The 21,761-nt window shown below is 48.3% G+C and carries 19 protein-coding genes; 10 read left to right on the top strand and 9 right to left on the bottom strand.

Going from position 1 to position 21,761, the window contains the following annotated elements:
* Nucleotides 1-27: 27 nt before the first annotated feature.
* The 3 genes from grcA to ACY2RR_RS02580 form a co-directional block, all read right to left on the bottom strand.
* Nucleotides 28-411, bottom strand: a complete 384-nt coding sequence (gene grcA / locus ACY2RR_RS02590) for an autonomous glycyl radical cofactor GrcA (RefSeq protein WP_490106577.1) — start codon at nucleotides 409-411, stop codon at nucleotides 28-30.
* Between the two features lie 183 nt (nucleotides 412-594).
* A complete protein-coding gene (locus tag ACY2RR_RS02585; protein WP_490106576.1) occupies nucleotides 595-3,321 on the bottom strand; it encodes an autotransporter family protein in 2,727 nt (908 codons plus the stop codon).
* Between the two features lie 149 nt (nucleotides 3,322-3,470).
* The gene (locus tag ACY2RR_RS02580) at nucleotides 3,471-4,421 is read right to left on the bottom strand and encodes a protein DA1 (protein ID WP_490106575.1); all 951 of its coding nucleotides are present in this window, start codon (nucleotides 4,419-4,421) and stop codon (nucleotides 3,471-3,473) included.
* Between the two features lie 96 nt (nucleotides 4,422-4,517).
* Between ACY2RR_RS02580 and ACY2RR_RS02575 the strand changes: the two genes are divergently transcribed.
* Nucleotides 4,518-4,910, top strand: coding sequence for a hypothetical protein (locus tag ACY2RR_RS02575; RefSeq protein ID WP_490106574.1), 393 nt, complete (start codon nucleotides 4,518-4,520; stop codon nucleotides 4,908-4,910).
* On the opposite strand, the gene ACY2RR_RS02570 is transcribed toward ACY2RR_RS02575, so the two are convergent.
* The 5 genes from ACY2RR_RS02570 to gpmM form a co-directional block, all read right to left on the bottom strand.
* Nucleotides 4,890-5,450: an LOG family protein gene (locus tag ACY2RR_RS02570; RefSeq protein WP_490106573.1), complete on the bottom strand. Its 561-nt coding sequence runs from the start codon at nucleotides 5,448-5,450 to the stop codon at nucleotides 4,890-4,892. The genes ACY2RR_RS02575 and ACY2RR_RS02570 overlap by 21 nt on opposite strands.
* 40 nt (nucleotides 5,451-5,490) lie before the next feature.
* A complete protein-coding gene (locus ACY2RR_RS02565; RefSeq protein ID WP_490106572.1) occupies nucleotides 5,491-6,327 on the bottom strand; it encodes a hypothetical protein in 837 nt (278 codons plus the stop codon).
* Nucleotides 6,328-6,349: 22 nt separating this feature from the next.
* A complete protein-coding gene (locus ACY2RR_RS02560) occupies nucleotides 6,350-7,756 on the bottom strand; it encodes a S41 family peptidase (RefSeq protein WP_490106571.1) in 1,407 nt (468 codons plus the stop codon).
* A gap of 61 nt (nucleotides 7,757-7,817) precedes the next feature.
* Nucleotides 7,818-9,011, bottom strand: coding sequence for a murein hydrolase activator EnvC family protein (locus tag ACY2RR_RS02555; protein ID WP_490107046.1), 1,194 nt, complete (start codon nucleotides 9,009-9,011; stop codon nucleotides 7,818-7,820).
* A gap of 267 nt (nucleotides 9,012-9,278) precedes the next feature.
* Nucleotides 9,279-10,814 carry a 2,3-bisphosphoglycerate-independent phosphoglycerate mutase gene (gene gpmM / locus ACY2RR_RS02550; protein ID WP_490106570.1) on the bottom strand — a complete coding sequence of 512 codons (1,536 nt, stop codon included), beginning with the start codon at nucleotides 10,812-10,814 and terminating at the stop codon, nucleotides 9,279-9,281.
* A 258-nt stretch (nucleotides 10,815-11,072) separates the two neighbouring features.
* Between gpmM and ACY2RR_RS02545 the strand changes: the two genes are divergently transcribed.
* The 6 genes from ACY2RR_RS02545 (at nucleotide 11,073) to ACY2RR_RS02520 (ending at nucleotide 16,611) form a co-directional block, all read left to right on the top strand.
* Nucleotides 11,073-11,489: a rhodanese-like domain-containing protein gene (locus tag ACY2RR_RS02545; RefSeq protein WP_490106569.1), complete on the top strand. Its 417-nt coding sequence runs from the start codon at nucleotides 11,073-11,075 to the stop codon at nucleotides 11,487-11,489.
* Between the two features lie 21 nt (nucleotides 11,490-11,510).
* Nucleotides 11,511-11,771, top strand: coding sequence for a glutaredoxin 3 (gene grxC, locus ACY2RR_RS02540; RefSeq protein WP_490106568.1), 261 nt, complete (start codon nucleotides 11,511-11,513; stop codon nucleotides 11,769-11,771).
* 64 nt (nucleotides 11,772-11,835) lie between these two features.
* A complete protein-coding gene (secB, locus tag ACY2RR_RS02535; RefSeq protein WP_490107045.1) occupies nucleotides 11,836-12,300 on the top strand; it encodes a protein-export chaperone SecB in 465 nt (154 codons plus the stop codon).
* Nucleotides 12,301-12,522: 222 nt separating this feature from the next.
* The gene (locus ACY2RR_RS02530; RefSeq protein ID WP_490106567.1) at nucleotides 12,523-13,158 is read left to right on the top strand and encodes a hypothetical protein; all 636 of its coding nucleotides are present in this window, start codon (nucleotides 12,523-12,525) and stop codon (nucleotides 13,156-13,158) included.
* Between the two features lie 55 nt (nucleotides 13,159-13,213).
* Nucleotides 13,214-14,101, top strand: coding sequence for a hypothetical protein (locus tag ACY2RR_RS02525; protein ID WP_490106566.1), 888 nt, complete (start codon nucleotides 13,214-13,216; stop codon nucleotides 14,099-14,101).
* A 35-nt stretch (nucleotides 14,102-14,136) separates the two neighbouring features.
* Nucleotides 14,137-16,611 carry a TcfC E-set like domain-containing protein gene (locus tag ACY2RR_RS02520; protein WP_490106565.1) on the top strand — a complete coding sequence of 825 codons (2,475 nt, stop codon included), beginning with the start codon at nucleotides 14,137-14,139 and terminating at the stop codon, nucleotides 16,609-16,611.
* Here ACY2RR_RS02520 and ACY2RR_RS02515 read toward each other — a convergent pair.
* Nucleotides 16,589-17,323: a fimbrial biogenesis chaperone gene (locus ACY2RR_RS02515; protein ID WP_490106564.1), complete on the bottom strand. Its 735-nt coding sequence runs from the start codon at nucleotides 17,321-17,323 to the stop codon at nucleotides 16,589-16,591. The two genes, ACY2RR_RS02520 and ACY2RR_RS02515, sit on opposite strands and share 23 nt — an antisense overlap.
* A gap of 270 nt (nucleotides 17,324-17,593) precedes the next feature.
* On the opposite strand from ACY2RR_RS02515, the gene ACY2RR_RS02510 reads away from it, so the two are divergent.
* The 3 genes from ACY2RR_RS02510 (at nucleotide 17,594) to ACY2RR_RS02500 (ending at nucleotide 21,755) form a co-directional block, all read left to right on the top strand.
* Nucleotides 17,594-18,577 (top strand): hypothetical protein, encoded by a 984-nt coding sequence (locus tag ACY2RR_RS02510; protein WP_490106563.1) that lies wholly within the window; start codon nucleotides 17,594-17,596, stop codon nucleotides 18,575-18,577.
* Nucleotides 18,578-18,632: 55 nt separating this feature from the next.
* Nucleotides 18,633-19,196: a hypothetical protein gene (locus ACY2RR_RS02505; protein ID WP_490106562.1), complete on the top strand. Its 564-nt coding sequence runs from the start codon at nucleotides 18,633-18,635 to the stop codon at nucleotides 19,194-19,196.
* Nucleotides 19,197-19,307: 111 nt separating this feature from the next.
* A complete protein-coding gene (locus ACY2RR_RS02500) occupies nucleotides 19,308-21,755 on the top strand; it encodes a TcfC E-set like domain-containing protein (protein ID WP_490106561.1) in 2,448 nt (815 codons plus the stop codon).
* Nucleotides 21,756-21,761: the final 6 nt, after the last annotated feature.

The following is a 21,761-nucleotide window of genomic DNA, read 5'->3' as shown; positions in this document are numbered from 1 at the left end:
CGGTTTCATAACCGCCTCACCTGAATCTTACATGGACTCTGTAAAGGTGCGGGTGATGACATCCTGCTGCTGCTCTGGAGTCAGAGAGTTAAAGCGCACAGCATAGCCGGATACGCGGATGGTCAGGGAAGGGTACTTCTCTGGATGCGCTGCGGCATCTTCCAGCATTTCCCGGGACATTACGTTTACATTCAGGTGCTGGCCGCCTTCTCGCTTAGGTTTGGCCTGCAGGGACACTTCCCGATATTCAAATTCGCCCAGTTGATCCAGGCTGACAATCTCGTCCTGAGCAAAGAGCTGATCCTTCACACAGATACAACGCGCCTTGTTTTGTTGTGCGTCCAGCAACCAGAAGGAATGCTCCAGGCTGGTGTTGGCGGCGGAAGTGATCTGAATACCTTTGACGCTCATGCTAAACCCCTTTTCACCTGAGTGGTGAAAGACTGCTTTCGTTCAACTTGAGTTGAAATTTACTCTCGCATGTTGAGCGTGGCAATTGACCCAAGTCAATAAATTGTCCTGAATAGGTTAAGGAGTGAACAAAAAAAGCCCGGAATAATCCGGGCTTCTGGTACTGCTGGAAGCACACTTTTTCTAGAAGTCGTAGCGCACCTTAGCGCTCACAGTGTCGGCCTTAAAGTCAGACTTCCAAGTATGAGCGTAGGTAGCAGACAGAGTCAGGTTATTATCTGACAGGTAGCTAAACCCAAGTTCAGCCTGCCAGGTAGTTTTTTCTGGCTCTGCTCCGGTGCTCACTAAAATAGTGTTGCCAGTGATAAAGCGGCTCTGGGTTTTCACCTGATCTGCGGCGAAGTCATGCCAGCCATTGAGAGATGCTGTTCCCTGAATCAGGCTGCGGTCGAGTTCCCAGGTTTTTGTTCCTTTGAGGCCAGCACCCAGTTCAATCACTTCATAGCGCTGTTCTTCCATAACTAAGGCAGCTGCGGAACCTTTCTCCCTGTAGGCGTCTATATCAACGCGACCGTAGTTAAAGGATACCGTTGGCTGCAGAAGAATATCCTGTTTACCAAACAGAATGTCCCGTCCCACTGTTGTCCGGAAGCCGAGCTGGTCAGCGTCATAGTCAGCTTTCATCAGCCCATTGAGACGCTCACCTTCATTATTACTGCGGCCAATGCTAGCCATAATATCTGTAAACCATCTTTGTTGTTGCCAGCTGGCGTAGATGGTTCCGATGATGCTGTCAGTATCTGTGGTATTGCTGGAACCTTTGCTATTGGTTGTGCCTTTAGCAGTGGTTAACGCTACACCAACTGTCCAGTTGTCATTAAGGTCTGCATCCGTTCCTAAGGTAAGACCACTGACTCGGGATGTGAAACCGTTAACCTGATCGCGGTCATCCTGAACGGCTTTGCTGTGAAGCAGCTGCCCCCATACTCCGCCTGACTGGAACATATCACCACTGCTGGTACCTGTACGATTGGCACTGGTACGGTTAGATACGCTGACAAAGGTTGCAGACTGTGTGGCTGTAGCACCGGCACTGTCTGAGCCAGAAGTTTCAGGTTGCAGAGCCTGTGCGAGCTGAGCCAATGCTTTTGGATCACTGCTGGCATCTTTAAACAGCTGATAGACTGGATCAGATTCCGGCATGTCAGCCAGAACTTCCTGCTGGAAGCTGGTGATGGTGGCCTGTTGTTCTGGAGTCGCACCTGCATCGGCAATTATCTCTCCAGCGTCGTTGGCTTTTACCAGAACCGTAAGGGTGGTGTCGTCTTTGCTGGCCAGCGAAACAGCCAGTAATACGGAAGTACTTCCAATACTCACATCATCAGCAACAGACAGAGTATTTGCTTCCAGAATTTTATATTCCTGCCCTTGAGTTGTTGCGGTGAAGCTATCCTTTTCACCTTCAACCAGAATACCGGAGCCTGAATTCAGAGTAGCCGAGTCGTGAACTTCAATGATGGCCTCATTTGGATCGGTATCATTATTTAATACCGTAATGATTGAACCCGTGCCGCTATAGTTGGATAACTCAGAACCTGCCTTGGTCCGAAAAACTCCGGCGTTATTTAAACTAAGGTTCTGGCCATACATCTTCCCATCTATCAGGCCACCCTGCAGGTTAGATAAGGTATGTGCAGAAACATCATCGTCGGCACGTACAGCATTAAGGCCACGAATTGTACCTGCGTTGCTGAAGGCTCCCTGAATATCGGCACCGCTCTTTAGCCGAATGGCTGTGCCATTTTTACTTTCAATTAAACCGCCGGTTTTATTAATAAAGCCGGCGCCTTCAACATCTGCTTCTCCGATATTGTCTCGTACCTTTATGGCCGCTTCATCATTGGCTATTGAACGAATTGTCCCGCTGTTAATCAGATAGATGTCGATGTCGGAGTCTTTCACATCAATAGCGGTTATGCCTTCAATCAGGCCATTGTTAATCAGACCATTGATGCCTTCGCCTGAAATAAGAATGCCCCGGCCGGTAACGCCTCTTATTACCCCGCCAGATTCATTGACGATATCTTTCTCAATATTGCCTTCAATACGAATGCCATCAATCTGACCTTGAATTAACCCGCTGTTTTTCAGGTTCTTTTCCAGTGCAGGAACTTTGAATGGGCTGTCTTCTTCACTCTCATCTGTTTCATCTATAAGAATGGCGTGATTGTGATCACTGATAATGGATCCAGTGGAGCGGTTTACAAAGTCACCTTCCACAGGACCCTCCAGCCAGATTGCAATACCCTTGTTATCACTGTCACCTTCGTTTATCTGGCCGGTGCCTCTGATCTCGCCGGCATTATCAAAAGCAATAAAGGTGTTTTCATCTGCCCCATCTGGTATCTCAATTCCGGGATCACCTTCTTTCACATCATCGTCGGCATCATCTCCAGCGCCAATAAAAACAGCTTGTTCGGTGCCGGTAATGACTGCGCCTTGCTCGTTGATAATGCTGCCTTTAATACCGTCACCCTCAATAACCAGCCCAGCGAAACCTTTAATGGTGCCCCCGGACTTATTAATGATTCGTCCTACTAATTCACCGTTGGTTTTTCCTTCATCAGGATATTCGTGTTGCGCATCTATATAGATGCCACCATTTTTTGTGTCGCCACTAATGGTGCCGTAATTAATAATGTTGCCGTTTATTTCCTGAATAATGGAGATGGCTCCCCAATCATCAATAGTATCGTCGTCGGCTGATTCAGGATCGTATTGATTATGTGTTTCACTGGCCTGAACAGTCAGACCGCTCGTTATTAACTCAGCGTGAGAGATTGTTGGATACAGGGAACTGAGAATCACTGCGGAAATGGCGGATGCCAACGCATGCTTACGAAGTTTCATAACTCCCCCCTCTTTGTAATGCCTGTTTTTCTTCTTACTTCTCTACTGCATATTTCATTTTCCTCTCCGGATATGGTGCTTCTGTGATTTGAGTCAAGAGCTGTTCAGCAGGGCGTGAATTTATTGTATGTGTTGATCACATTTAGTGATCAGTCATAAAAGAAAGCAGCAAGAGCGGAAGGGAATTTTCTTTTCTCAATAACATAACGGGCAAGAGAGGATAGGCGCATAGTTCTTAAAGCTTTATTGGCAGCTCTGAAACCATCGCCATAAACAGGGTCGGGGCACTCTTTGATAATTTTCATTCGATAACGAGCGTCATCTGTCTTTTGTTGTTTTAACCATAAATATTCAACCAGTACACACATACCTTCTTCTACTTGCAGCGGCAGCTTTTCACCTTTTGGGTTGTTATAAAAAAACCAGGCATGGGTAAGTTCATGAATAACAACTGTACGGAAATGTTCTTCGGGTAAATTTGTCTGGATTAGTATTTCATTGAACTGCCTTGAAACTATACGCTTGCCAACGTATGTGGTGCTCCATTTCGCCAGACCAAGCAAAGGGTGCTCATCATGATTGTCGTGGCGACTGTTGCCGTGGAGTTCGTCTCGATTTGTTAATCGTGTGGGGGTGTCCGCGTTGTAAAGATTTAGCCCTAGAGATTTTAAAGCTGCACGCATTTCCGTCATCAGTTTTATGGCTTTTGTCTGTGTAGTAACTCCAGTTTCCGTACACAGATGGCAAATCATTAAGCCATCAGGGAAGCGCATGCCGCCGTTGGTGACCGGTCCACAAACAATACGGCCACAGCTGGTACAGGTAGCGTATTTTTTATGGGACATGCAGTACTTATTGCCCCAGTAATCCTGAAGATAACCGCCAACAAGAGGTTTACTGCAAACATCACAATTTGGGATAAAAGCTTTCTGGTAACAGGGAGTATGCCAGGGCTTTCCGTCCTTCTTAATGTACTGCCCCAGAACCGGCTTTTGGCACCCCGCACACAGAAAGCACTTATGGTGCCAGACCTTATTAAAGGCTCGCACGAACTTCCCTGAAATCGGCTTCTGGCAATGGTTGCAGCGCACGAAGTCCATATCCTTGTTATTTCTGAATATTTTCAGCTTAGCTGCCGGTTGGATTTGATGCCGAGGGCTATAATTGGAGTTGATGTGTCGGATAAGGAGCCAGTCATGGCCAGCAGTATTCACCGGCATGCCGTTATCGCTCATATCCCTGATGAGCGGATAGTGGCAAATATGGATGTCGAGTGTGTCATCACACCAGAGACTCCAGAAAAGGCTCTGGACGTAAAAGTCGATATCTCCCAGAGAGGTGGTTTGCGAACGTCACGCCATTTCGTTCTTCCTGCGGGTATAAGCTACAACATGCCCCATTATCTTCGTAATATTTTGAAAGAGGCACACCTGGAAGCGGATGACCTGACCAGCCCGCTGACAACCTCAACAGGCCGGTGTTCACCTATGGTGATGGATTTTGTCGATACCATCATCCAGAAGCTTCACAGTGGTTCAGAACCCTTGAATCTGGAAAAGTATTTAAGCTCAGGCCCTAAGCCGGTCTAAATCTGTGCTCTCCAGGCTGTTCAGCAACTCTTCAGGCGTGCTGCCAATATGGAGAAGCTGGCGGTTCTGGGGAGCCAGTAATCCCATTTCGCAGGCATGATCTAGAAAGTTGATCAGGCTGTCGTAGTAGCCGTTCACATTAAGAATACCCACAGGCTTTGAGTGGAGTTTGAGTTGGGCGTTTGTAAGCGCTTCAAACAGCTCATCGAGAGTACCGAAACCTCCGGGCAGGGCAATGTAGGCATCGGCTATACCCATCATTTTGTTCTTGCGGGAAGCCATACTGTCTACAACATGTTGTTCTGTCAGTGATGTATGGGCAATTTCCATATCGACAATGGCATTGGGAATCACGCCAATAACCTTGCCACCGCCTTCCAGAACACGATCGGCCAGAGTTCCCATCAGTCCAGTGCTGCTACCGCCATAAACAAGGGCTTTGTTGTGGGTAACCAGTGTATCTGCCAGTTGTAGAGTACTGGTTAGAATATCGGGATCATTACCCGGGCGGGCACCGCAAAACACACACACTGATTGCATTGGTTTATTCCTGAAAGATGTCTTCTGATATTGGCATTATTCAGGAATCGTCGTCCATAGGAATATTATAACGGTGGAGTTGTTCTCTGAGGTTTTCCCAGTGATCTTCAGGAATGGTTTTCTGCTTGGGTGTGATGGCTGGCAAATCCGGATTAAAGATAAACTCTTTCTTTCCATTAGCCTTTTTCTTCAGCTTGATTCGAATATCCTGCTGTGCCGCAACAGTGATGGCTCTGGCAAAGCGTTCACCTATTTTATCATCTGGAAAAATTTCCTGAAAGCAAAATTCTGTCTCCAGATTTTCGATCTTTTTCGGGGTGGAAATCGTATGCGTAAGAATCCGCCGGTCAACAGGTCTGTCTTGGGGGAAGCGAATCCATGAAGTGCTTTCGGTGGTATTGACTGTAAATTCGCGCAGCTTGCGTTTGGGAGCAGGAGCTGATGAACCTGAAGCCTGTGGTAACTCTTCAGCTGGCCTTTTCCTGTGGTGAGCATCTATCGGTTTTCGGGTTAACTCACCTATGGATAGCCCCAGTATCGACTCGGCATCTTTTACCTTGTGAACAGGCCTCTCAACAACAGGAGGGCTGGGTGGAGTCGTGATAACAACGTGCTTAGGTGTCTTACGCTTAACTGGAACCTTTTTAGCTTTCTCTTTACCTGAATGCTTTGTGGTTGATGGTTGTTCTACCGTTAAAGGTTCACACGGCCTATCGGACGGTGACTTAAAAGAGAAGCCAACAGCGTGCCGCAGAGGTTGGTGAGGCCTGGGTGGTGGTACGTATCGAGAAGCCATAACCCTTTCCCATAATGATCTGTTCAGCCGGGCAGGGTAAATGGAGGTTTTGGCGGAAGGTATAACTCTGCGGACAGCCATTCTGACTGCCCGCAGGAGAAGATTAATGTTGGTGCTTTGCAGGTTCTGCTGTTGGAGCGGGTTCTGTAACACCAGTTTGGCGGGACAGGTGCAGACTTTTCAGAATGTTCAAAGCCTGGTTAAGCTGATAATCACTGACATCCAGAGGTTGCTCGTCAGTTTTCTTGTCGCCCTTGTTAGCTTTGCTGCCTTTGGCTTCAGTGGTGCTGTCCAGGTGACCTCTTAGATCGGCTTCACGGTAGCCATTGTTTTCTTTGACCCGGGTAACACTGGCATTGTCTACGTTGATATCCGGCATAATGCCTTCAGCCTGAATGGAGCGACCGCTGGGGGTATAATACAGCGCAGTAGTCAGCTTCAGGCCTCGTTCACTGTCGGAGGTAAGTGGCAGAACAGTTTGCACAGAACCTTTACCAAAACTCTTGGTGCCGACGATAATGCCGCGGCGGTGATCCTGCAGAGCTCCGGCAACAATCTCGGATGCGGATGCAGAGCCACCATTAATCAATACAACCAAAGGAATATTGGTGGATGGATCTTTACCGTTCGCGCTGTAGCTCATATCTGAGTTAGGAATGCGTCCCTTGGTGTAAACAATCAGGCCATCTTTCAGAAACACATCAGAAACATCCACAGCAGCCTGTAACACGCCACCGGGGTTGTTACGCAAATCAAGCACCAGGCCTTTCAGCTTGCCGTCTTTCTCTTCTTTGCGCAGTTTTTCCAGGGACTCATTCACCTCTTTGCCGGTATCTACCTGGAACTGGCTGATACGAACATAACCAAAGCCTGGCTCCAGTGTTCTCTGACGAACACTATCGACTTTGATAATGTCACGAACAATGGTGATTTCCAGAGGCTGGCTGGCACCTTCGCGGATAATGGTGAGCTTGATAGGTTCACCGGTTTTGCCGCGCATCATCTCAACAGATTTTTTCAGACCCAGTCCACGAATAGGAGTGTCATCCAGCTTGATAATCAGGTCTCCAGCCTGAACACCCGCGCGTTTGGCAGGAGTATCATCTATTGGGGTGATAACCTTGATCAGGCCATCTTCACTGCCCACTTCAATGCCCAGACCACCGAATTCCCCGGAGGTGCTTTCTTCAAGATTCTTGAAGTCATCAGGCTGCAGGTAAGCGGAATGAGGGTCGAGATTGTCGAGCATGCCTCGAATGGCATTTTCCAGAAGAGTCTTGTCATCAACAGGCTCCACATAGGAGCTCTTGACGCGTTGCATCACCTCGGTAAAGGCGCGCAGCTCATCAAGAGGTAACCGACCTTTTTCCTGCTTGGCTTCAACTTTCTCAGGCTTAGCCGCTGACTCCGCCGGTGCGCTCTTTTCTTCGGCAGAAACCGTGGAAGCCAATGGTGACAATGCCAGAAAGGCTGTCAGGGACCAGGAAAAAAAAGTGGTACGGGTGGGCATGCATTGCTCCTGCTGAGACTGATCCCGAAAATTATTTATTAAATGAGTATATCCCGAGCATCTAACGGGATGCTACCAGCCACGCCATTGGGTTCGATGGCTTGCCTCTATAGCGTACTTCAAAGTACAGGCCGGAATGTGGCTGTCCGCCACTGTCACCCACTCGGGCGATAGCCTCACCGGGTAAAACCCAGTCACCAACTGTTTTCATCATATCCTGATTGTGGGCATACAAAGTCATATAGCCATTGCCGTGATCCAGAATCAGGAGTTGGCCAAAACTTTTCATCCAGTCAGCAAATACCACGCGACCGTGATGAGGAGCTTTCACAACCGTTCCCTGGCTGGCTTTAATGTATACGCCATTCCAGGTGAGCTTGGTGTCCTGCCGCCGTTCCCCGTACTTGTAGAGAAGCTTACCTTTTACCGGCCAGGGCATCTTCCCTCGGGACTTATTAAAGGGCTTATCAACAGCAGTAACATCGGCAATGGAAATAATGGAGGCCAGAAGTTCCTGAAGCGCCTGCTGCTCTGTTTGCAGCCTGCTCAATCGGGAGTTGTTCTGTTTTTCGTTAGCTGACAGTTTGGCAAGGGTCTGTTGACGGTTATTCTGATTCGTCTTCAGATTTTGTGCCCGGCTGGCAAGCGTTTGTTGGTGTCGGGAAATGGATTCATTGGCCTTTAGCAGGTTGGCCTCTGCGTTGGCTAGTTTGCGGTCGGTTTCTTTCAGGGCGGTTAAAGAATCTGACTGAACTTGGGCAAAGTGACTGTAATACACCATCATACGATTGGCTTTGGCTGGATTTTCCTGATTCAGTAGCAGTTTCATCTGAGGGTTTTTGCCAGCCACATAGGCAGCCTTAAGCGCTTTGGAAACTTCCTGTTGTCTACTACTTTGTTCCTTTTTCAGCGTTTCCCGCTGAACTCTCTGCTTTTTTGCGGCATCTTTCGCCTCCCTTAAATCCCGTTCGGTTTTCGTTAACTCTTTCTGAACTCGGCTGATTTCCTGTTCAGTGTTCTCAAGACGGGATTCGATAGCGGAGCGCTCTTTCTTAATCTTTTCCAGAAGGGATTTCAGGGTTTTTATATCCTGATTCACGGTCTCCAGACGAGCAGAGTTACTGACCTTCTGATCATTGCCTTCTGCCTGAGTCGTAACAGAGAAAGGCATCAGCATAATCAGTGCAGTCAGGGCAATCCGTGCCAGAGCTGCTCTTCTATGGGCGGTGGGAGTGATTTTCATTGAGTCTTGCATCACGTCATATGAATCCATTATGCCCAGAGTATTTCTATCCAGAAACCACGATCTGACAGAGAAGCGTGAAGCCCGTAACACATCTGGCTTCTCATACAGTTTTTTCAGGGTGTTAAAACAGTATGGACGGAATTGGAGTGTGTTCAATGGCTGGAACTTATGCCAACAGAGCCTAGAGAACAACTATACGACGAAAGTGGTTTTTAGGGGAGGGCCAGCCGGGAGTAAGAAACCCGGCTGGCAAGAGCTGGTGCTCTTAACTGGTCGTTAGCTGGCCAGGTTGTTTCCAGTCATTTCCTCTGGCTGGGAGAGATCCATCAGTTTAAGAAGAGTTGGGGCAATGTCAGACAGAACACCTTCTTTCAGGTTGATCTGCTGTGGACCGGAATAAATCAGGGGAACATGCTCACAGGTATGGGCAGTGTGTGGCTGACCAGTTGTGTGGTCCATCATCTGCTCGGCATTACCGTGGTCTGCAGTGATCAGGCACTGGCCACCTTGTTTTTCCAGAGCTTCAACAATGCGACCAACACAGGTATCTACACACTCGGCAGCTTTCACTGCTGCATCAAATACGCCGGTATGGCCAACCATGTCGCCGTTGGCATAGTTGCAGATCACCAGATCGTATTCACCACTTTCGATAGCGTTAACCAGTTTATCGGTTACTTCCGGAGCGCTCATTTCTGGCTGCAGATCATAAGTCGCAACCTTGGGAGAGTTCACCAGAATACGGGTCTCACCTGTCCATGGTTCTTCACGGCCACCGCTGAAGAAGAATGTTACGTGAGCATACTTCTCAGTCTCGGCAATACGGAGCTGAGTCTTGCCCAGTTTCTCCATATATTCACCAAGAGTGTTAGTGAGAGTTGCTGGTGGGAAAGCACAAGGAGCAGGAATGCTGTCGGCATAGCGGGTCAGCATCACAAATCCTGCCAGGTTTGGGCGCTGCTGGCGGGTGAAACCGTTGAAGTCATCTTCCGCAAATACTCGAGACAACTGGCGGGCACGGTCAGCACGGAAGTTCATAAAGATAACCGCGTCGCCATCACTCATGACCGCAGGCTTACCGTCAGCTGGAACGATGGTAGTGGCTTTTACAAACTCATCATTCTCATCTCGCTCATAGGCAGCCTGCAAACCGGCTACAGCTGTTTCTGCGGTGAAATCAGATTTACCTGCAGTCATCAGGTTCCAGGCGTCTTCAACGCGTTCCCAGCGTTGGTCACGATCCATTGCATAATAACGACCAATCAGGCTGGCAACACGGCCAACACCGAGCTTGTTCAAAAGAGCATCAGTTTGTTCCAGAGAGTTTTGAGCACTGCGTGGTGGTGTGTCGCGGCCGTCCAGGAATGCATGAACGTAAACTTCTTTGGCGCCGCGAGCGGCAGCCATTTCGATCATCGCATGAATATGTTTCTCGTGGGAGTGAACACCGCCGGGAGACATAAGCCCCATGAGGTGTACGGCTTTGCCTTTGGAAACGGCGGCATCAACAACTTTTACCAGCTCTGGGTTGGTCTGGAAGTCATCATCTTTAATGGCTTTGCTGATGCGGGTGAGATCCTGGTAAACAATGCGGCCGGCACCAAGGTTCATGTGGCCGACTTCACTGTTACCCATCTGGCCATCCGGCAGGCCAACATCGCCACCGGAGCCGGAAATCAGAGTGTGAGGGTTATTTGCCCAGAGTCCGTCCATGACTGGTGTCTTGGCCGCCAGAATAGCGTTGGCATCGGATTCTTCCCGGTAGCCCCAGCCATCGAGAATTAACAGGGCGGTCGTAGTGCGCTTAGTCATACTGTTCCGGATATCGTGTCGGGGGATAATGGTGGGCAATTTTAGCGACTTGCGGTAAGTAACTCCACGCTAAAGGGAAATACCATAATATTGCAGGTCTCTGCAGAGGCTTAAAAGCGAACAATAACAGTGTGTTTTCAGCCTGTAGCCTGTGCCAGCTCAACAGCGCGCGGAGTATTCTCCGGTGTATGATGAAATTGTCTTACCAGTCTGTATACTTGCCGACTTATCGTAATTTTTGGTTGCCTGATTTTCCCAATGGAACAATTCATAGAATTTGTAATCAATCACCCGGCACTGACCGGCGCCTTTGCCGTTATGCTGGGGTTGCTGGTCTTTACTGAGCTGCGCAAAGGTGGCCAGAGCATCACTACCCAGGTGCTGACCAAAATGGTTAACCAGGACAATGCTGTTGTTGTTGATATTCGCGACAAGAAAGAGTTTGCCCGTGGCGCCATTACTGACTCCATCAATATTCCTCATGCCAGCATCAAAAGCCGTGCAGGGGAACTGGAAAAGTACAAAACTGTTCCAGTTATTCTGGTGGATGCCATGGGCCAGCACAGTGGCATGGCTGGAAAGCAGCTGAAAGAAGCAGGTTTTGAAAACGTTGTTCGCCTGAGTGGCGGCATCGGTTCCTGGCAGGGGGATAACCTGCCTCTGGTAAAGAGCTAAACAAAGCGGAATAACCAAACAATGCAGGAAGTCGTTGTTTACAGCTCATCGTGGTGTCCCTTCTGTCAGCGTGCTCTTGCGCTGCTGGCTAAAAAGAGTGCTCCCGTTGAAGTAATTTCTGTGGATGGAAAGCCCGATGTCCGTCGGTTAATGACGGAAAAAGCCGGGAAAACTTCTGTTCCACAAATCTGGATCGGCGACACCCACGTGGGTGGATGCGATGACCTTTACGCCTTGGAAGCCCGGGGTGAACTGGATCAGTTGCTCGCGGGTCAGTCCTGAGTCCAAGAACAGTCTCGTACTGATAAGCAGTCTTGAACTTTATAAATAGTTAAAGGAAAACATGATGCCTGAAGCTCAGTCTAACCAGGAACAGCCACAATTCGCACTGCAGCGTATCTACGTTAAAGATATCTCTTTCGAGTCCCCAAAGGCTCCTGCAATCTTCAAAGGCCAGTGGCAGCCAGAAGTTAAGCTGGACCTGAACACTTCCAACTCCAAGCTGGAAGAGGAAGGCATGTACGAAGTGGTTCTGTCCCTGACTGCCACTGTTATGCACGGCGAAGAGACTGCTTTTGTTGCTGAAGTTCATCAGGGCGGTATCTTCCTGGCCAAGAACCTGCCAGAAGGTGATCTGCACCGCACTCTGGGCGCATTCTGCCCTAACCTGCTGTTCCCTTATGCTCGTGAAGCTATCGACAGCCTGGTTACTCGTGGCAGCTTCCCTGCGCTGATGCTGGCTCCGGTTAACTTTGACGCTCTGTACGCTCAGGCGCTGCAGCAGGCTCAGGCTGAGCAAACCAAGCAGTAATACCTCTGCTGTTTCTCAGTTTTCTTTGAAAAAACCGCCTTCTGGCGGTTTTTTCATTTTCTCCTACCCTGACAGGCCGGTCAGGAATGGTGACCTCTGGTTGGGAACCAGATAGCTCCAATTCCATCCAATACACGTAATTCCACATTCCGTTACTTGTGCCGGATCACGTAAGTGATTGTAAAACAAAGAAATGACAGGGAGCGTGGTGAGTGACTGACATTGAAATCAGTTGAATTTGGAATATTGGGAGCTGAGATAATGCAATCCAGAGTTTATTTAAACCGTTCAATTCGTTGGCTGGGTGTATGCCTGGTATCAGCTCTTTTGACTGTAACCTCTCTTGTTTTGGCTGACCCGGCTAGAAAAACCTACGTTTTTAATCCGGGTGATGGGCAATACGAAGCGAAAGAAGACGTTAACGTTTACATAAAGTTCGACAAGTTAATAGTCGTTAAAGATATTCATCCAAAAGATCTTCTTCTTACGACAAATACTGTTGATGGCGTAATGACAGACTCAAAAACTTACTGTGTTGCTAAGAACTATGACGGTAATGTCAAACTGAAAATTACTGGTGATGACGTTGAGCATAAAGCTTTCCAGCTAGTTAATCAGACCGACAAAAGCAGCAAGATTCCTCTTACGGTTAAAATCAAAGATGAAAAGAAGGGAGACCCTGCAATAGTATTTAAGCCTGGAGATGAACATCCAATCTCAGCAATTGACCCTGGCGATAACAAAAAAACCTGTGATGAAACCACCACAACCCTCACTGTTGAGGCGGACTCTTCAAAGATTTTGAAAAAGAGTGGTACCTACCATACAAAACTTCATCTGAAATTTGTTGCCCTCTAAATACCGCCGGATCACATCTACACTCTTTTAAGAGTGTTTAATTCAAAGCAATGGAATGCTTAATTTTCTGTTACCCCTTCTGGGGTTCATCTTCCTTTTCACCAGCAAGGTCTTGGCGAATGGCCTTGTTTTCGGTGGTGACCGTTCAGTTGAACTGGTTTCTATTGAAGAGGGTGGTGGCGGCCAGTATTGCATCTGGCAGGAAAATGCTGACAACCGAACTGTTGGCTGGCAATTAAAACTGCTGGTTCCACCGGGCGGAATGCAGCTCGGTAGCTCTAATCATCCTTCCATTTTCATTCCTTTTGAAGTGCGTGTTCAATCAGCCCCCGGTGCACCATTTCGGAGAGTGCGCAGTAATGAAACCCTGATTCAGGGGAACAGGCTCTCAAGTTATTGCGAGCCAGGTTCTTCTTCCTTTCAGGTGCATATCCAGCCTTCGGGAGAGCCAAACCTTATTCCTGGTGATATCTATCGGCAGCGCTTGCCGGTGCGGCTTACAACTTCTGACGGTGTTATTCAGGATCTGGAACTTGATCTTCGCCTGACGGTTCCCGAGCGCGTTGGGGCGCGGGTTCTGGATTCCATTCAGTTGCTCAAGTCGACAGGCGCATCCGCTTCAACTGGAGAGGCGCGTGTTTGTCTGTTCCGTAATGGTGGTGGTGATTATTCTGTGCGTCTGCAGGGGGATGGAGCCAATGGAGAATTTGTACTCCAGGGTAAGAAAGAGCTTAGTTTCACTGCAAATTGGCGGGGAGAAGGTATGCCTGCTGAGGTTATGGAGCCAGGGAAAAACAGCCGTATTTATCCAGGGTCTTCCTATCCCGATTGCCTGGGCGGCTTTAATGGTCGGGTTGAAGTGAACCTGCCTGCCCATGAGGCGCAAAGGGCCACCAGTGGCCGCTATCAGGGGCGCTTGAGAATCATTGTTCAAGCCCGATAAATCTTAGATACCTTTCTGATATCCGGTTAGATGCCATGACAGGGAATGTCCGGCCTTCTGTCTGCCTGCAGTGGCTGTTTATGCTGCTTCTGCTTTGTAGCGGAAGTGCGGTATTCGCTGATGATATGGATGAGGTTCCTGCTGGCTTCGAAAACCTTGATGCTCCCAAAGAAACTGAGATTGAAATCTGGTTTGCCGGTAAAAAACGAGGCACAGCCTTTGCCCGTTTCACTTCCCAGTGGGTGACTTTTCACCAGCCCCAAAGCGTTGCCAATATGATTCCGAGCGTTCGGGATAAAGCCTTTATTGCCAAATCTCTCACTGGCCAGCTGGCTGGCCATGGCGAACTGGTTTGCCGGGGAAGAAACAGGAATAACTGTGGCATCCTGCATCCAAAGATCGCTGGCGTGATTTTTGACCATCGCCGCTTTCGAGCCACTGTATTTATCAATCCTGAACACCTGAAGGTGCGAACGCTGACTCAGCAGCGTTACCTGAATGAATCCAGTAGTCATATCTCTGCCGTTCAGGGGCTAAGTCTTAACCTTTCCGGAGCTCGCTCGAAAGATTCCACAGATCATTACTCCTGGTATGGTCGCTCGTTGATGGCTTTCAAAGAAAATCATCTGTTCACAGACTGGAGTTATGACAAGAAAGAACACTTTAGTGTGTCTTCGTTTTATTTGGAGAGAGACTGGCAGGGGCAGGAGTTTGTTGGCGGACTGTTTGGTGCCAGCAGTTTTGGACTGGGGTTTTCTGCTGATCCGCAATTGCTTGGATTAAGGCTGGCTCACTCTACGGATTCTTTAAGCAGCCAGAGCGCGGTTAATAACACGCCTCTTATTGTTTATCTGCCTGTGCGCGGCAGGGTGGAAATTTATCGGGATGGGAAGTTGTTAAAGGCCGAGCTCTTAGAAGCCGGTCGTCAACAGTTGGATACCCGCAGTCTTCCGCAGGGAGCTTATAACCTGACCATTCGTGTTTATGACGGTACCCAGCTTCTTAACGAACAGCGGGTGTTGTATGTGAAAAGTAATAGCTTGCCCGGTGAAGATGATCCTCAATACTTTTTCGAAATTGGTCGCCCTATGGAAAATGTCAGTGAAGCCTGGTGGCCTAAAACTGGCGCTGGCTGGGTGGCTCGTGGCGGTTATACACAGCTTTTCACAGAAACATCTTCGTTTACTGTGGCAGCGACTGTTGAAAACAGCGATGCTCTGGCTGAGTTGGGAATTCTCAACCTGAGTGAATTCTTTGAATTCTCTGGTGGTGTAATGGCTGCTAGAGAAAACCGCAAAGGTTTTTTCGGTAATGCGGTTTTTCACAGGGAAAACTGGCAGCTACAGGCCCGCTATCGTGAGCTCTCTGAGAAGAAGCAAAAAGCAGAATCGAATTCGAACAATGCCCTGTTGGGAGATGGTTTTCGCACTGGGCAATTGGATGTATCCAAGAGTTTTGGTTTTGCCAGTGTGGAAGTAGGACGGGATTGGCAGAGAAGCCAGTCCCAGAAAAGAACACAAATTACTGACCATATTCGTTTTGAGTGGCCGTTACTGAGAGATTCTTCCTTTGATATGCGCCTCTCTCTCGATGCTTCCAGTACTCAGTTAGTTGATGGCAGAAGCTCCCAAGTGTTGGCCAGTCTTACCCTGACTCACCGGGAAGGTGTTCGTACCGCAACCTTGAAACAGAGCCGGCAGGAAAATAAAACTCCGGGTAATCGAAATATCTCTCTTTCAACCCGGGCATCTGCCCGCTGGCAAAAGTTGGAAGTTTCCGGGCAAACCATCACTGCCGGAGGTTATCTGGAAAAACAGCGGCAGCAGGAAATATTAGGTGGAGATGCTTACTTTGCCGGTAAATGGCTGGGAGGACAGGTTGCTCTTAACCGTTCCCTTCCTGAACAGGGGCATGCTGTAACCAACTATACCGGCAGTTTCAGCACCAGTGCTCTGGCTCGGCCTGACAATGTTTCTATTGGCGGTGGCCGCTTGAGTGACAGTGCTGTGCTTGTATCGTTTGAAGGTGATGGGCCGGGGTACTTCGATATTCTGGTGAATGGTAAAGCAGTAACTTACGGTCGGGCAGGGGAGGTTGTGCCTGTTGTGCTAGCACCTTTCCGTAAGTATGGGCTTTCTATTAAAGCCAGAGGCAATAACTTCTCGGATTATGATGATACCGAGCAAAGTGTGACACTCTATCCCGGTAATGTGGCTCATGTTTCCTTCTCAGTTATTCAGGTTCTTCCAGTGTTGGGGCGCTTGTGTGACCCAGATGGAAATATTCTGGATAGCGCTATTGTGGAAAATGTTCAGGAGCCGGTTCTTTCGGATGGACATGGTGTTTTTCAGGCCAGAGTTCGACCTGCAACAGAAATTCTAAAAGTTCAGAAAGCTGATGGAACACATTGTGAAGCTGCGTTACCAGAATCAGAGCAAAGGCGTTTACGGCGAGGAGTGGCTTTGTTGGGGCGTCTGACTTGTAATCCTATTGAGCCTTCCGGGGAGTAGGCGCGTATTTGGGTAAGGTGTCTTTGCCGCTGAAGACTTTCTTGAGAGTATCTTCATCCTGAGTATTCATAACAAATTCGGCATCTCCCTCCCAGGGAAGCTGAATCTGCCAGCTGGCTCCTGCGTACAAGCGTTCACCTGTCAGCTTTTGGCATTCAGAAGGTTTGGCAGGATTACATTGGCGGCCACTTTCCAGATACACGTTGCTATTGCCGTCATTGTAAAGAGTGAGAGTTTTTCCTTCCCGTTTGCCAAGAATACTGAAGATTGGTTTTACAGGCCGAACAATAACCAGCAGCTCGTAAGACACTAATACCTTCACCATATCCTGATCCCCTTTCAGGCGGCCGGTAGCAGGTTCTACGATTACCCTGTAGATGCGCTCTTTCTTCTGTTCTTCATCAAGATTAAGCAGGCGAACAGGATTGCTCTGATTACCTTCAAGGGCCATACGGGAGGGAGTGGCGATAAGAAGAGCGTTGTCCGGGTCAATCAGTGGCTGTCTGGACTCATCTTCCCGCCCGGGATTGATCACTTCGTAAACCGATATTCCTACATAAGCTTTATCGGATGAACCATTCTGCACATTGATATCTGTGTAGTACTCGCCGTCAGGCTGAAATTCAATGATGGCGCGATCCACAGAAATATCTGCCAGCACATGGAAAGTCATTGTTGCCAACAGGCTTGTAAACAGGCGTCCGTAACCCATGTTTTCTGATTCTAGCGTTATGAAAAGGGCTTAAGAGGAAGCATAGATCATCCCCTCTCAGATGTTTTCAGAGTGTTAGAAAAGTGTTACCTGGTGACGCAGTGTGTCACTTGGTGACTTTCCAGATTGTCAATGGCACATCAATTTTTTTCACCTTATTTTGTGAAACAGTTGTCGTTTGTGGGGGTTCGGTTTGTTACTATTGACTGGCATGACTTTTGCGATTTGTCTTTTGAGCCAATCTTGAGTAGTAAAATAAAAATATCTGTGATGCGACAACTGGCTGTGACTCTGTTGTTTCTGGGGTGGGCTCAGCTTGGCTATACCGCTCCCGAATGTAAAACGGTCAGCTTTTTGGGGTTTCGTGGCGAATATTGCCATGAGGTCAAAGAGCTGGATGACATTGTGATCAGGCCATTGGAATCCGATCTGCAGGACAACGCAGGAGGAAATCTGATCGTTAATGAGAGTTACTGTCACACCTCTACACGTAATGGTTCAGCCTGGGATTTTCATGTGAATTTTCAGGCCGGGAGTGGCGTAGTCGATCTGGGTAATGGCAACTATCGACTGACGTCATCCTCAGGAAACCCTTTACCTGTCAATGTTCAGTGGAAAGGGAGTACTAACTCGGGTTTTGAGGCATTTGATGCGGGAACGTCGAGCAACACAGTCACGGGGGCTACAAGCTGCGCAAACTCAGGGGCAGCTATAAGAGTGTCGGTGGCAAGAAGTGATCTTCGCAATGCACAACCGGGAACATATAACGCAACACTGAGAATGCAGCCGGAGGTGGAAACCTTCTTCTCCAGCAGAACATTTACCCCGGTTAACTTCGCTATCACGTTGCCTGCACAAACCAAAATAAGCCGGCTGGATGATATGACCATTACCCAGCGCAATGCAGCAAATGATGGCTACGAGCAAGACGAACGATTTTGTGTATTCGTTCAGGGTGGTGGTGACTACCTGATTTCTGCCACCGGAGACCCGCAAGAGAGTGATGATTTTGTATTAAAAAATGGTAATGAAGCTCTGGCATATAAAGTGCTTCTGTCTACAAGAAATAATGGTAACAGGCTTGTGTCTGTACAGCCTGGGCAAGCCCTGACAGCCAGAGGGGGGAGCTCATCTCTGAGTTGTAGTAACAGCGACAATGCCCGGGCACAGATACAAATTTCAGATTCGGCAGCAGCGGGCAAACCCGCTGGAGCCTATAGCGGAACACTCTATCTGACGGTGGAGCCAGCCTGAAGGCGCTCACTCCAGAGAGTGAATACTAAAACAAGAAAGCAACAAGGGTTGGACCATGAAAACAATAATACGCAAAGCGTTGACGGTGGCCGTACTGGCTGGAGTATCAGCAGGGGCTTCAGCTTTTGAGAATGGTACTTTAGGCGATACGTCGACAGGAAAAATTGATATCAAATACACTCAAGATGAACAGGCCAGGATTTGGGGTTTTACCAGCGACCTTACTATCAGTAGTTTGACGTCTTCTTTTACTGATAATACAGCCAAAGCATGTCTCTATATCAACTCACCAAACGTAGATATTGCTGTTTCTGCAACCTCTATTGTAAGCGGTGTTGATGATAGTGATGGCGCTTTTGACTTAGATAAAGGTACCGACGCAATTCCTTTTAAAGTAAAACTGGTAGCAGGAACCACTGCTTCAGCTGAATTCAGCAACGTAGGTACAGCGAGCTTCACCGCAGCACAGGTGGGCAATACTGCAAATCCAAATACGGCAGCTTGTGCGGATGGTAGCAAAAACCTGACAGTGCAAATTGACCCAGATCCTGCAGCAAATACAACGTACCCTGCAGGTGATTACTCTCAGTTAGTGACACTTGTTGTTACCCCTAAGTAATTGCATGTTGTTAAGTGAAGCAGGTTGGATGTTGACCAAAGCCATCCAATCTGTAGCACTTCTTTTTGTTATTTATTGTCAATGAATAAGTGCTGGGATTACTTACTGGTAATGATAGTTTCTCTTTTAGCTGTAAATGCTAGTGGAGAAGTTTTTATTGCCAGCAATAAAGTCCCATCTGGCTTTGAATCTCTAAATCGCCCCCAGCGTTCGCTGGTGGATATCTACTATGGCGGCCGGTATATCACGTCTCAGGTCGCCACCTTTACTTTCGAAACAGTCAAACTGACTTCACCACAGGATGTGGTGCGACGTATCGGCGATATCACTGATCCCGAGTTAATAACACGCCTATTGTCGGGAGAAATTCTCGGTAACTCGCAGGAAGTCTGTGCTCCACGGCAAACCCGTGGTTGTGGTCGTTTATCCCCTGAAGTTGTGGGAGTGATCTTTGATGAAAACCGTTTTCGGCTGGATGTATTTATTAACCGCAATTACCTGACCACACGACAAGCGGATGTCGAGCGGTTTTTACCGCCTTCTGATGGTGGCTTTGCTTTTTTACAGAATTTTTCTGCGACTGCATCTGGGAATACTTCGAGCCGCAGTCGCAATAATAACTCCGACTATACGGTCAATGGTGTCAGCTTGCTGTCGTGGAAAGAGAACAGCCTGTATGGCAGCTGGGATTACACCAAGAATCAGAAATTAACTGTTGATCGACTTTATGGGCAACGGGAATTTGAAGGTGTTGCCTGGCAGGGCGGTATGCTCTCCAGCCGTGGCTTCGGATTGAATTTTACTTCTGATCAAATTCTTTTAGGTGGTCGGGTTGCGACCTCCGATAACACTCGATTGGATACCGATTTTACCGGCGGTGTTCCTCTGGATGTGTTCTTGCCAACCCGTGGGCGTGTTGAGCTTCGCAAAGATGGCAAGCTTCTCACCTCTCAGTTTTTTGAAGCCGGTAATCAGGAGCTGGATACTTCTTATCTCCCTGATGGCGCTTATGATCTGGAGATTCGAATTGTTGATGATCTGGGTAATCAGGTCAGCAAAGAGACCCGCTTCTTTGCCAAGCAAAACCGTTTGCCTGCTCCTGGAGAGTGGGACTGGTTTGTTGAGTCAGGGAAAATCTTAAACCGGACTGCCAACAAGACTTTGCCCGAAACTACTGGGAATTGGCTGAGTCGTGCTGGTGTTGGCAGAAGGTTGGGAGACACCTGGTCTGGCACATTGGCGATGGCGGCAGACAATGATGAAGCCTTGCTGGAAACGGGATTGTTTCATGTTGGCAGTTTCTATGATCTTTCGCCTTACGCCATGTTTGATGACGACGGTAATCATGGCGTAGGTATGGATATGCGTATCCGTGCCTGGGATGTTTCCCTGAATAGCAACTATCGCAGGTTGTGGAGTAATACCCCGGCGAATACTTCGGATAGCAATGACAATAATTTGCTTGGAGAAAGCTTTGAGCAGATAAGCAGCTCTATAAGTTTGCCGTTTTACTCCGGCAGTGTGAGTTACCGTTACAGTTATAACAAACGTCAGAATGATGCGACCGAATCTCACGGTATTAACTGGCGCAGCCAGTTGTGGCGTACCAATGATTACGATTTGGATTTTGATCTTGGGTTGAGTAAGTCCGGTGATAATGAAGTGATTCTGGCGACTTTGAATTTCCGTCTGCGTCAGGATCGCTGGGACTTCCGCGCATCTCCTTCTGCGGAGTGGAGCAAAACTGGCAATAACAAAGAACGTGATGAGAGGCTGCAACTCAACGCCAGCTGGAATGATGATGATCTTTATGATGCTGATGTCAGATTTGATGCCGGTATTTCCAAAGGTTCAGATCAGGATCGCCTCAATACCAATCTTCGTTATGCCAATCATTTAGGTGCTGCCAATCTGGCTTTGGCTCATACCCGTGCCGGAGATAATAAAGCGACCAGCTATAGCTTGAATATGGGCACCAGCCTGATGACCAATGGCGATTATGTGTCTGTTGGTGGTGAAGACCGGGCGCAGAGTGCTGTAGTTGTTTATATCGAAGGTCGGGATGGGGATAGGTTTGATGTAATGGTTGACGGTCGTCGTGAAACCTATGCGGTAGTCGGTCAACCAACCCTGATTCCTCTTACACCTTACGAGCAGTATCGAATTTCCCTCAAACCTGCGGGCACGGCCATGTATCGGTTTGATGAAAAGATTCAAGAGATAACGCTTTACCCTGGCAATGTTGTGCGAATGGAGGTGGAAGCTCTGCCTCTGCAATTAGCTTTTGGCCGAATTCAGTTTACCGGTTTTGGTGAAACCAGCGCCCGCATTACTGGTGGTATCGCTCCTGTGACCCTGGACGAATATGGACTGTTCCAACTGGAAATTCAGGCCAATACACCAGAGCTTCGTGTTGAGCTGGATAATGGCTGGGCTTGCCGGATTCAGCTACCCAAAGACAGTGGTGAAGATATTTTACGACTCGGAACAGTCAAACTCTCCGAAGCTGATTGTAAGCCTTGGTTGGAAGGTGAGCTGGCGATCAGCAAGAAGGAATAACAATAA

It is taken from the genome of Parendozoicomonas sp. 2304DJ65-17, from assembly GCF_058148445.1.
This window is presented reverse-complemented; position numbering and strand designations above follow the sequence as displayed.

What these genes read in the sequence shown, in the direction of transcription:
- grxC (WP_490106568.1), top strand. Translation starts at nt 11,511, where the DNA reads ATGCAGGAAGTCGTTGTTTACAGCTCATCGTGGTGTCCCTTCTGTCAG.
- ACY2RR_RS02575 (WP_490106574.1), top strand. Translation starts at nt 4,518, where the DNA reads ATGGCCAGCAGTATTCACCGGCATGCCGTTATCGCTCATATCCCTGAT.
- grcA (WP_490106577.1), bottom strand. Translation starts at nt 411, where the DNA reads ATGAGCGTCAAAGGTATTCAGATCACTTCCGCCGCCAACACCAGCCTG.
- ACY2RR_RS02515 (WP_490106564.1), bottom strand. Translation starts at nt 17,323, where the DNA reads ATGGGTTACGGACGCCTGTTTACAAGCCTGTTGGCAACAATGACTTTC.
- ACY2RR_RS02580 (WP_490106575.1), bottom strand. Translation starts at nt 4,421, where the DNA reads ATGGACTTCGTGCGCTGCAACCATTGCCAGAAGCCGATTTCAGGGAAG.
- ACY2RR_RS02500 (WP_490106561.1), top strand. Translation starts at nt 19,308, where the DNA reads ATGATAGTTTCTCTTTTAGCTGTAAATGCTAGTGGAGAAGTTTTTATT.
- gpmM (WP_490106570.1), bottom strand. Translation starts at nt 10,814, where the DNA reads ATGACTAAGCGCACTACGACCGCCCTGTTAATTCTCGATGGCTGGGGC.
- ACY2RR_RS02565 (WP_490106572.1), bottom strand. Translation starts at nt 6,327, where the DNA reads ATGGCTGTCCGCAGAGTTATACCTTCCGCCAAAACCTCCATTTACCCT.
- ACY2RR_RS02570 (WP_490106573.1), bottom strand. Translation starts at nt 5,450, where the DNA reads ATGCAATCAGTGTGTGTGTTTTGCGGTGCCCGCCCGGGTAATGATCCC.
- ACY2RR_RS02520 (WP_490106565.1), top strand. Translation starts at nt 14,137, where the DNA reads ATGACAGGGAATGTCCGGCCTTCTGTCTGCCTGCAGTGGCTGTTTATG.
- ACY2RR_RS02545 (WP_490106569.1), top strand. Translation starts at nt 11,073, where the DNA reads ATGGAACAATTCATAGAATTTGTAATCAATCACCCGGCACTGACCGGC.
- ACY2RR_RS02585 (WP_490106576.1), bottom strand. Translation starts at nt 3,321, where the DNA reads ATGAAACTTCGTAAGCATGCGTTGGCATCCGCCATTTCCGCAGTGATT.
- ACY2RR_RS02555 (WP_490107046.1), bottom strand. Translation starts at nt 9,011, where the DNA reads ATGCAAGACTCAATGAAAATCACTCCCACCGCCCATAGAAGAGCAGCT.
- ACY2RR_RS02510 (WP_490106563.1), top strand. Translation starts at nt 17,594, where the DNA reads ATGCGACAACTGGCTGTGACTCTGTTGTTTCTGGGGTGGGCTCAGCTT.
- ACY2RR_RS02560 (WP_490106571.1), bottom strand. Translation starts at nt 7,756, where the DNA reads ATGCCCACCCGTACCACTTTTTTTTCCTGGTCCCTGACAGCCTTTCTG.
- ACY2RR_RS02505 (WP_490106562.1), top strand. Translation starts at nt 18,633, where the DNA reads ATGAAAACAATAATACGCAAAGCGTTGACGGTGGCCGTACTGGCTGGA.
- ACY2RR_RS02525 (WP_490106566.1), top strand. Translation starts at nt 13,214, where the DNA reads ATGCTTAATTTTCTGTTACCCCTTCTGGGGTTCATCTTCCTTTTCACC.
- secB (WP_490107045.1), top strand. Translation starts at nt 11,836, where the DNA reads ATGCCTGAAGCTCAGTCTAACCAGGAACAGCCACAATTCGCACTGCAG.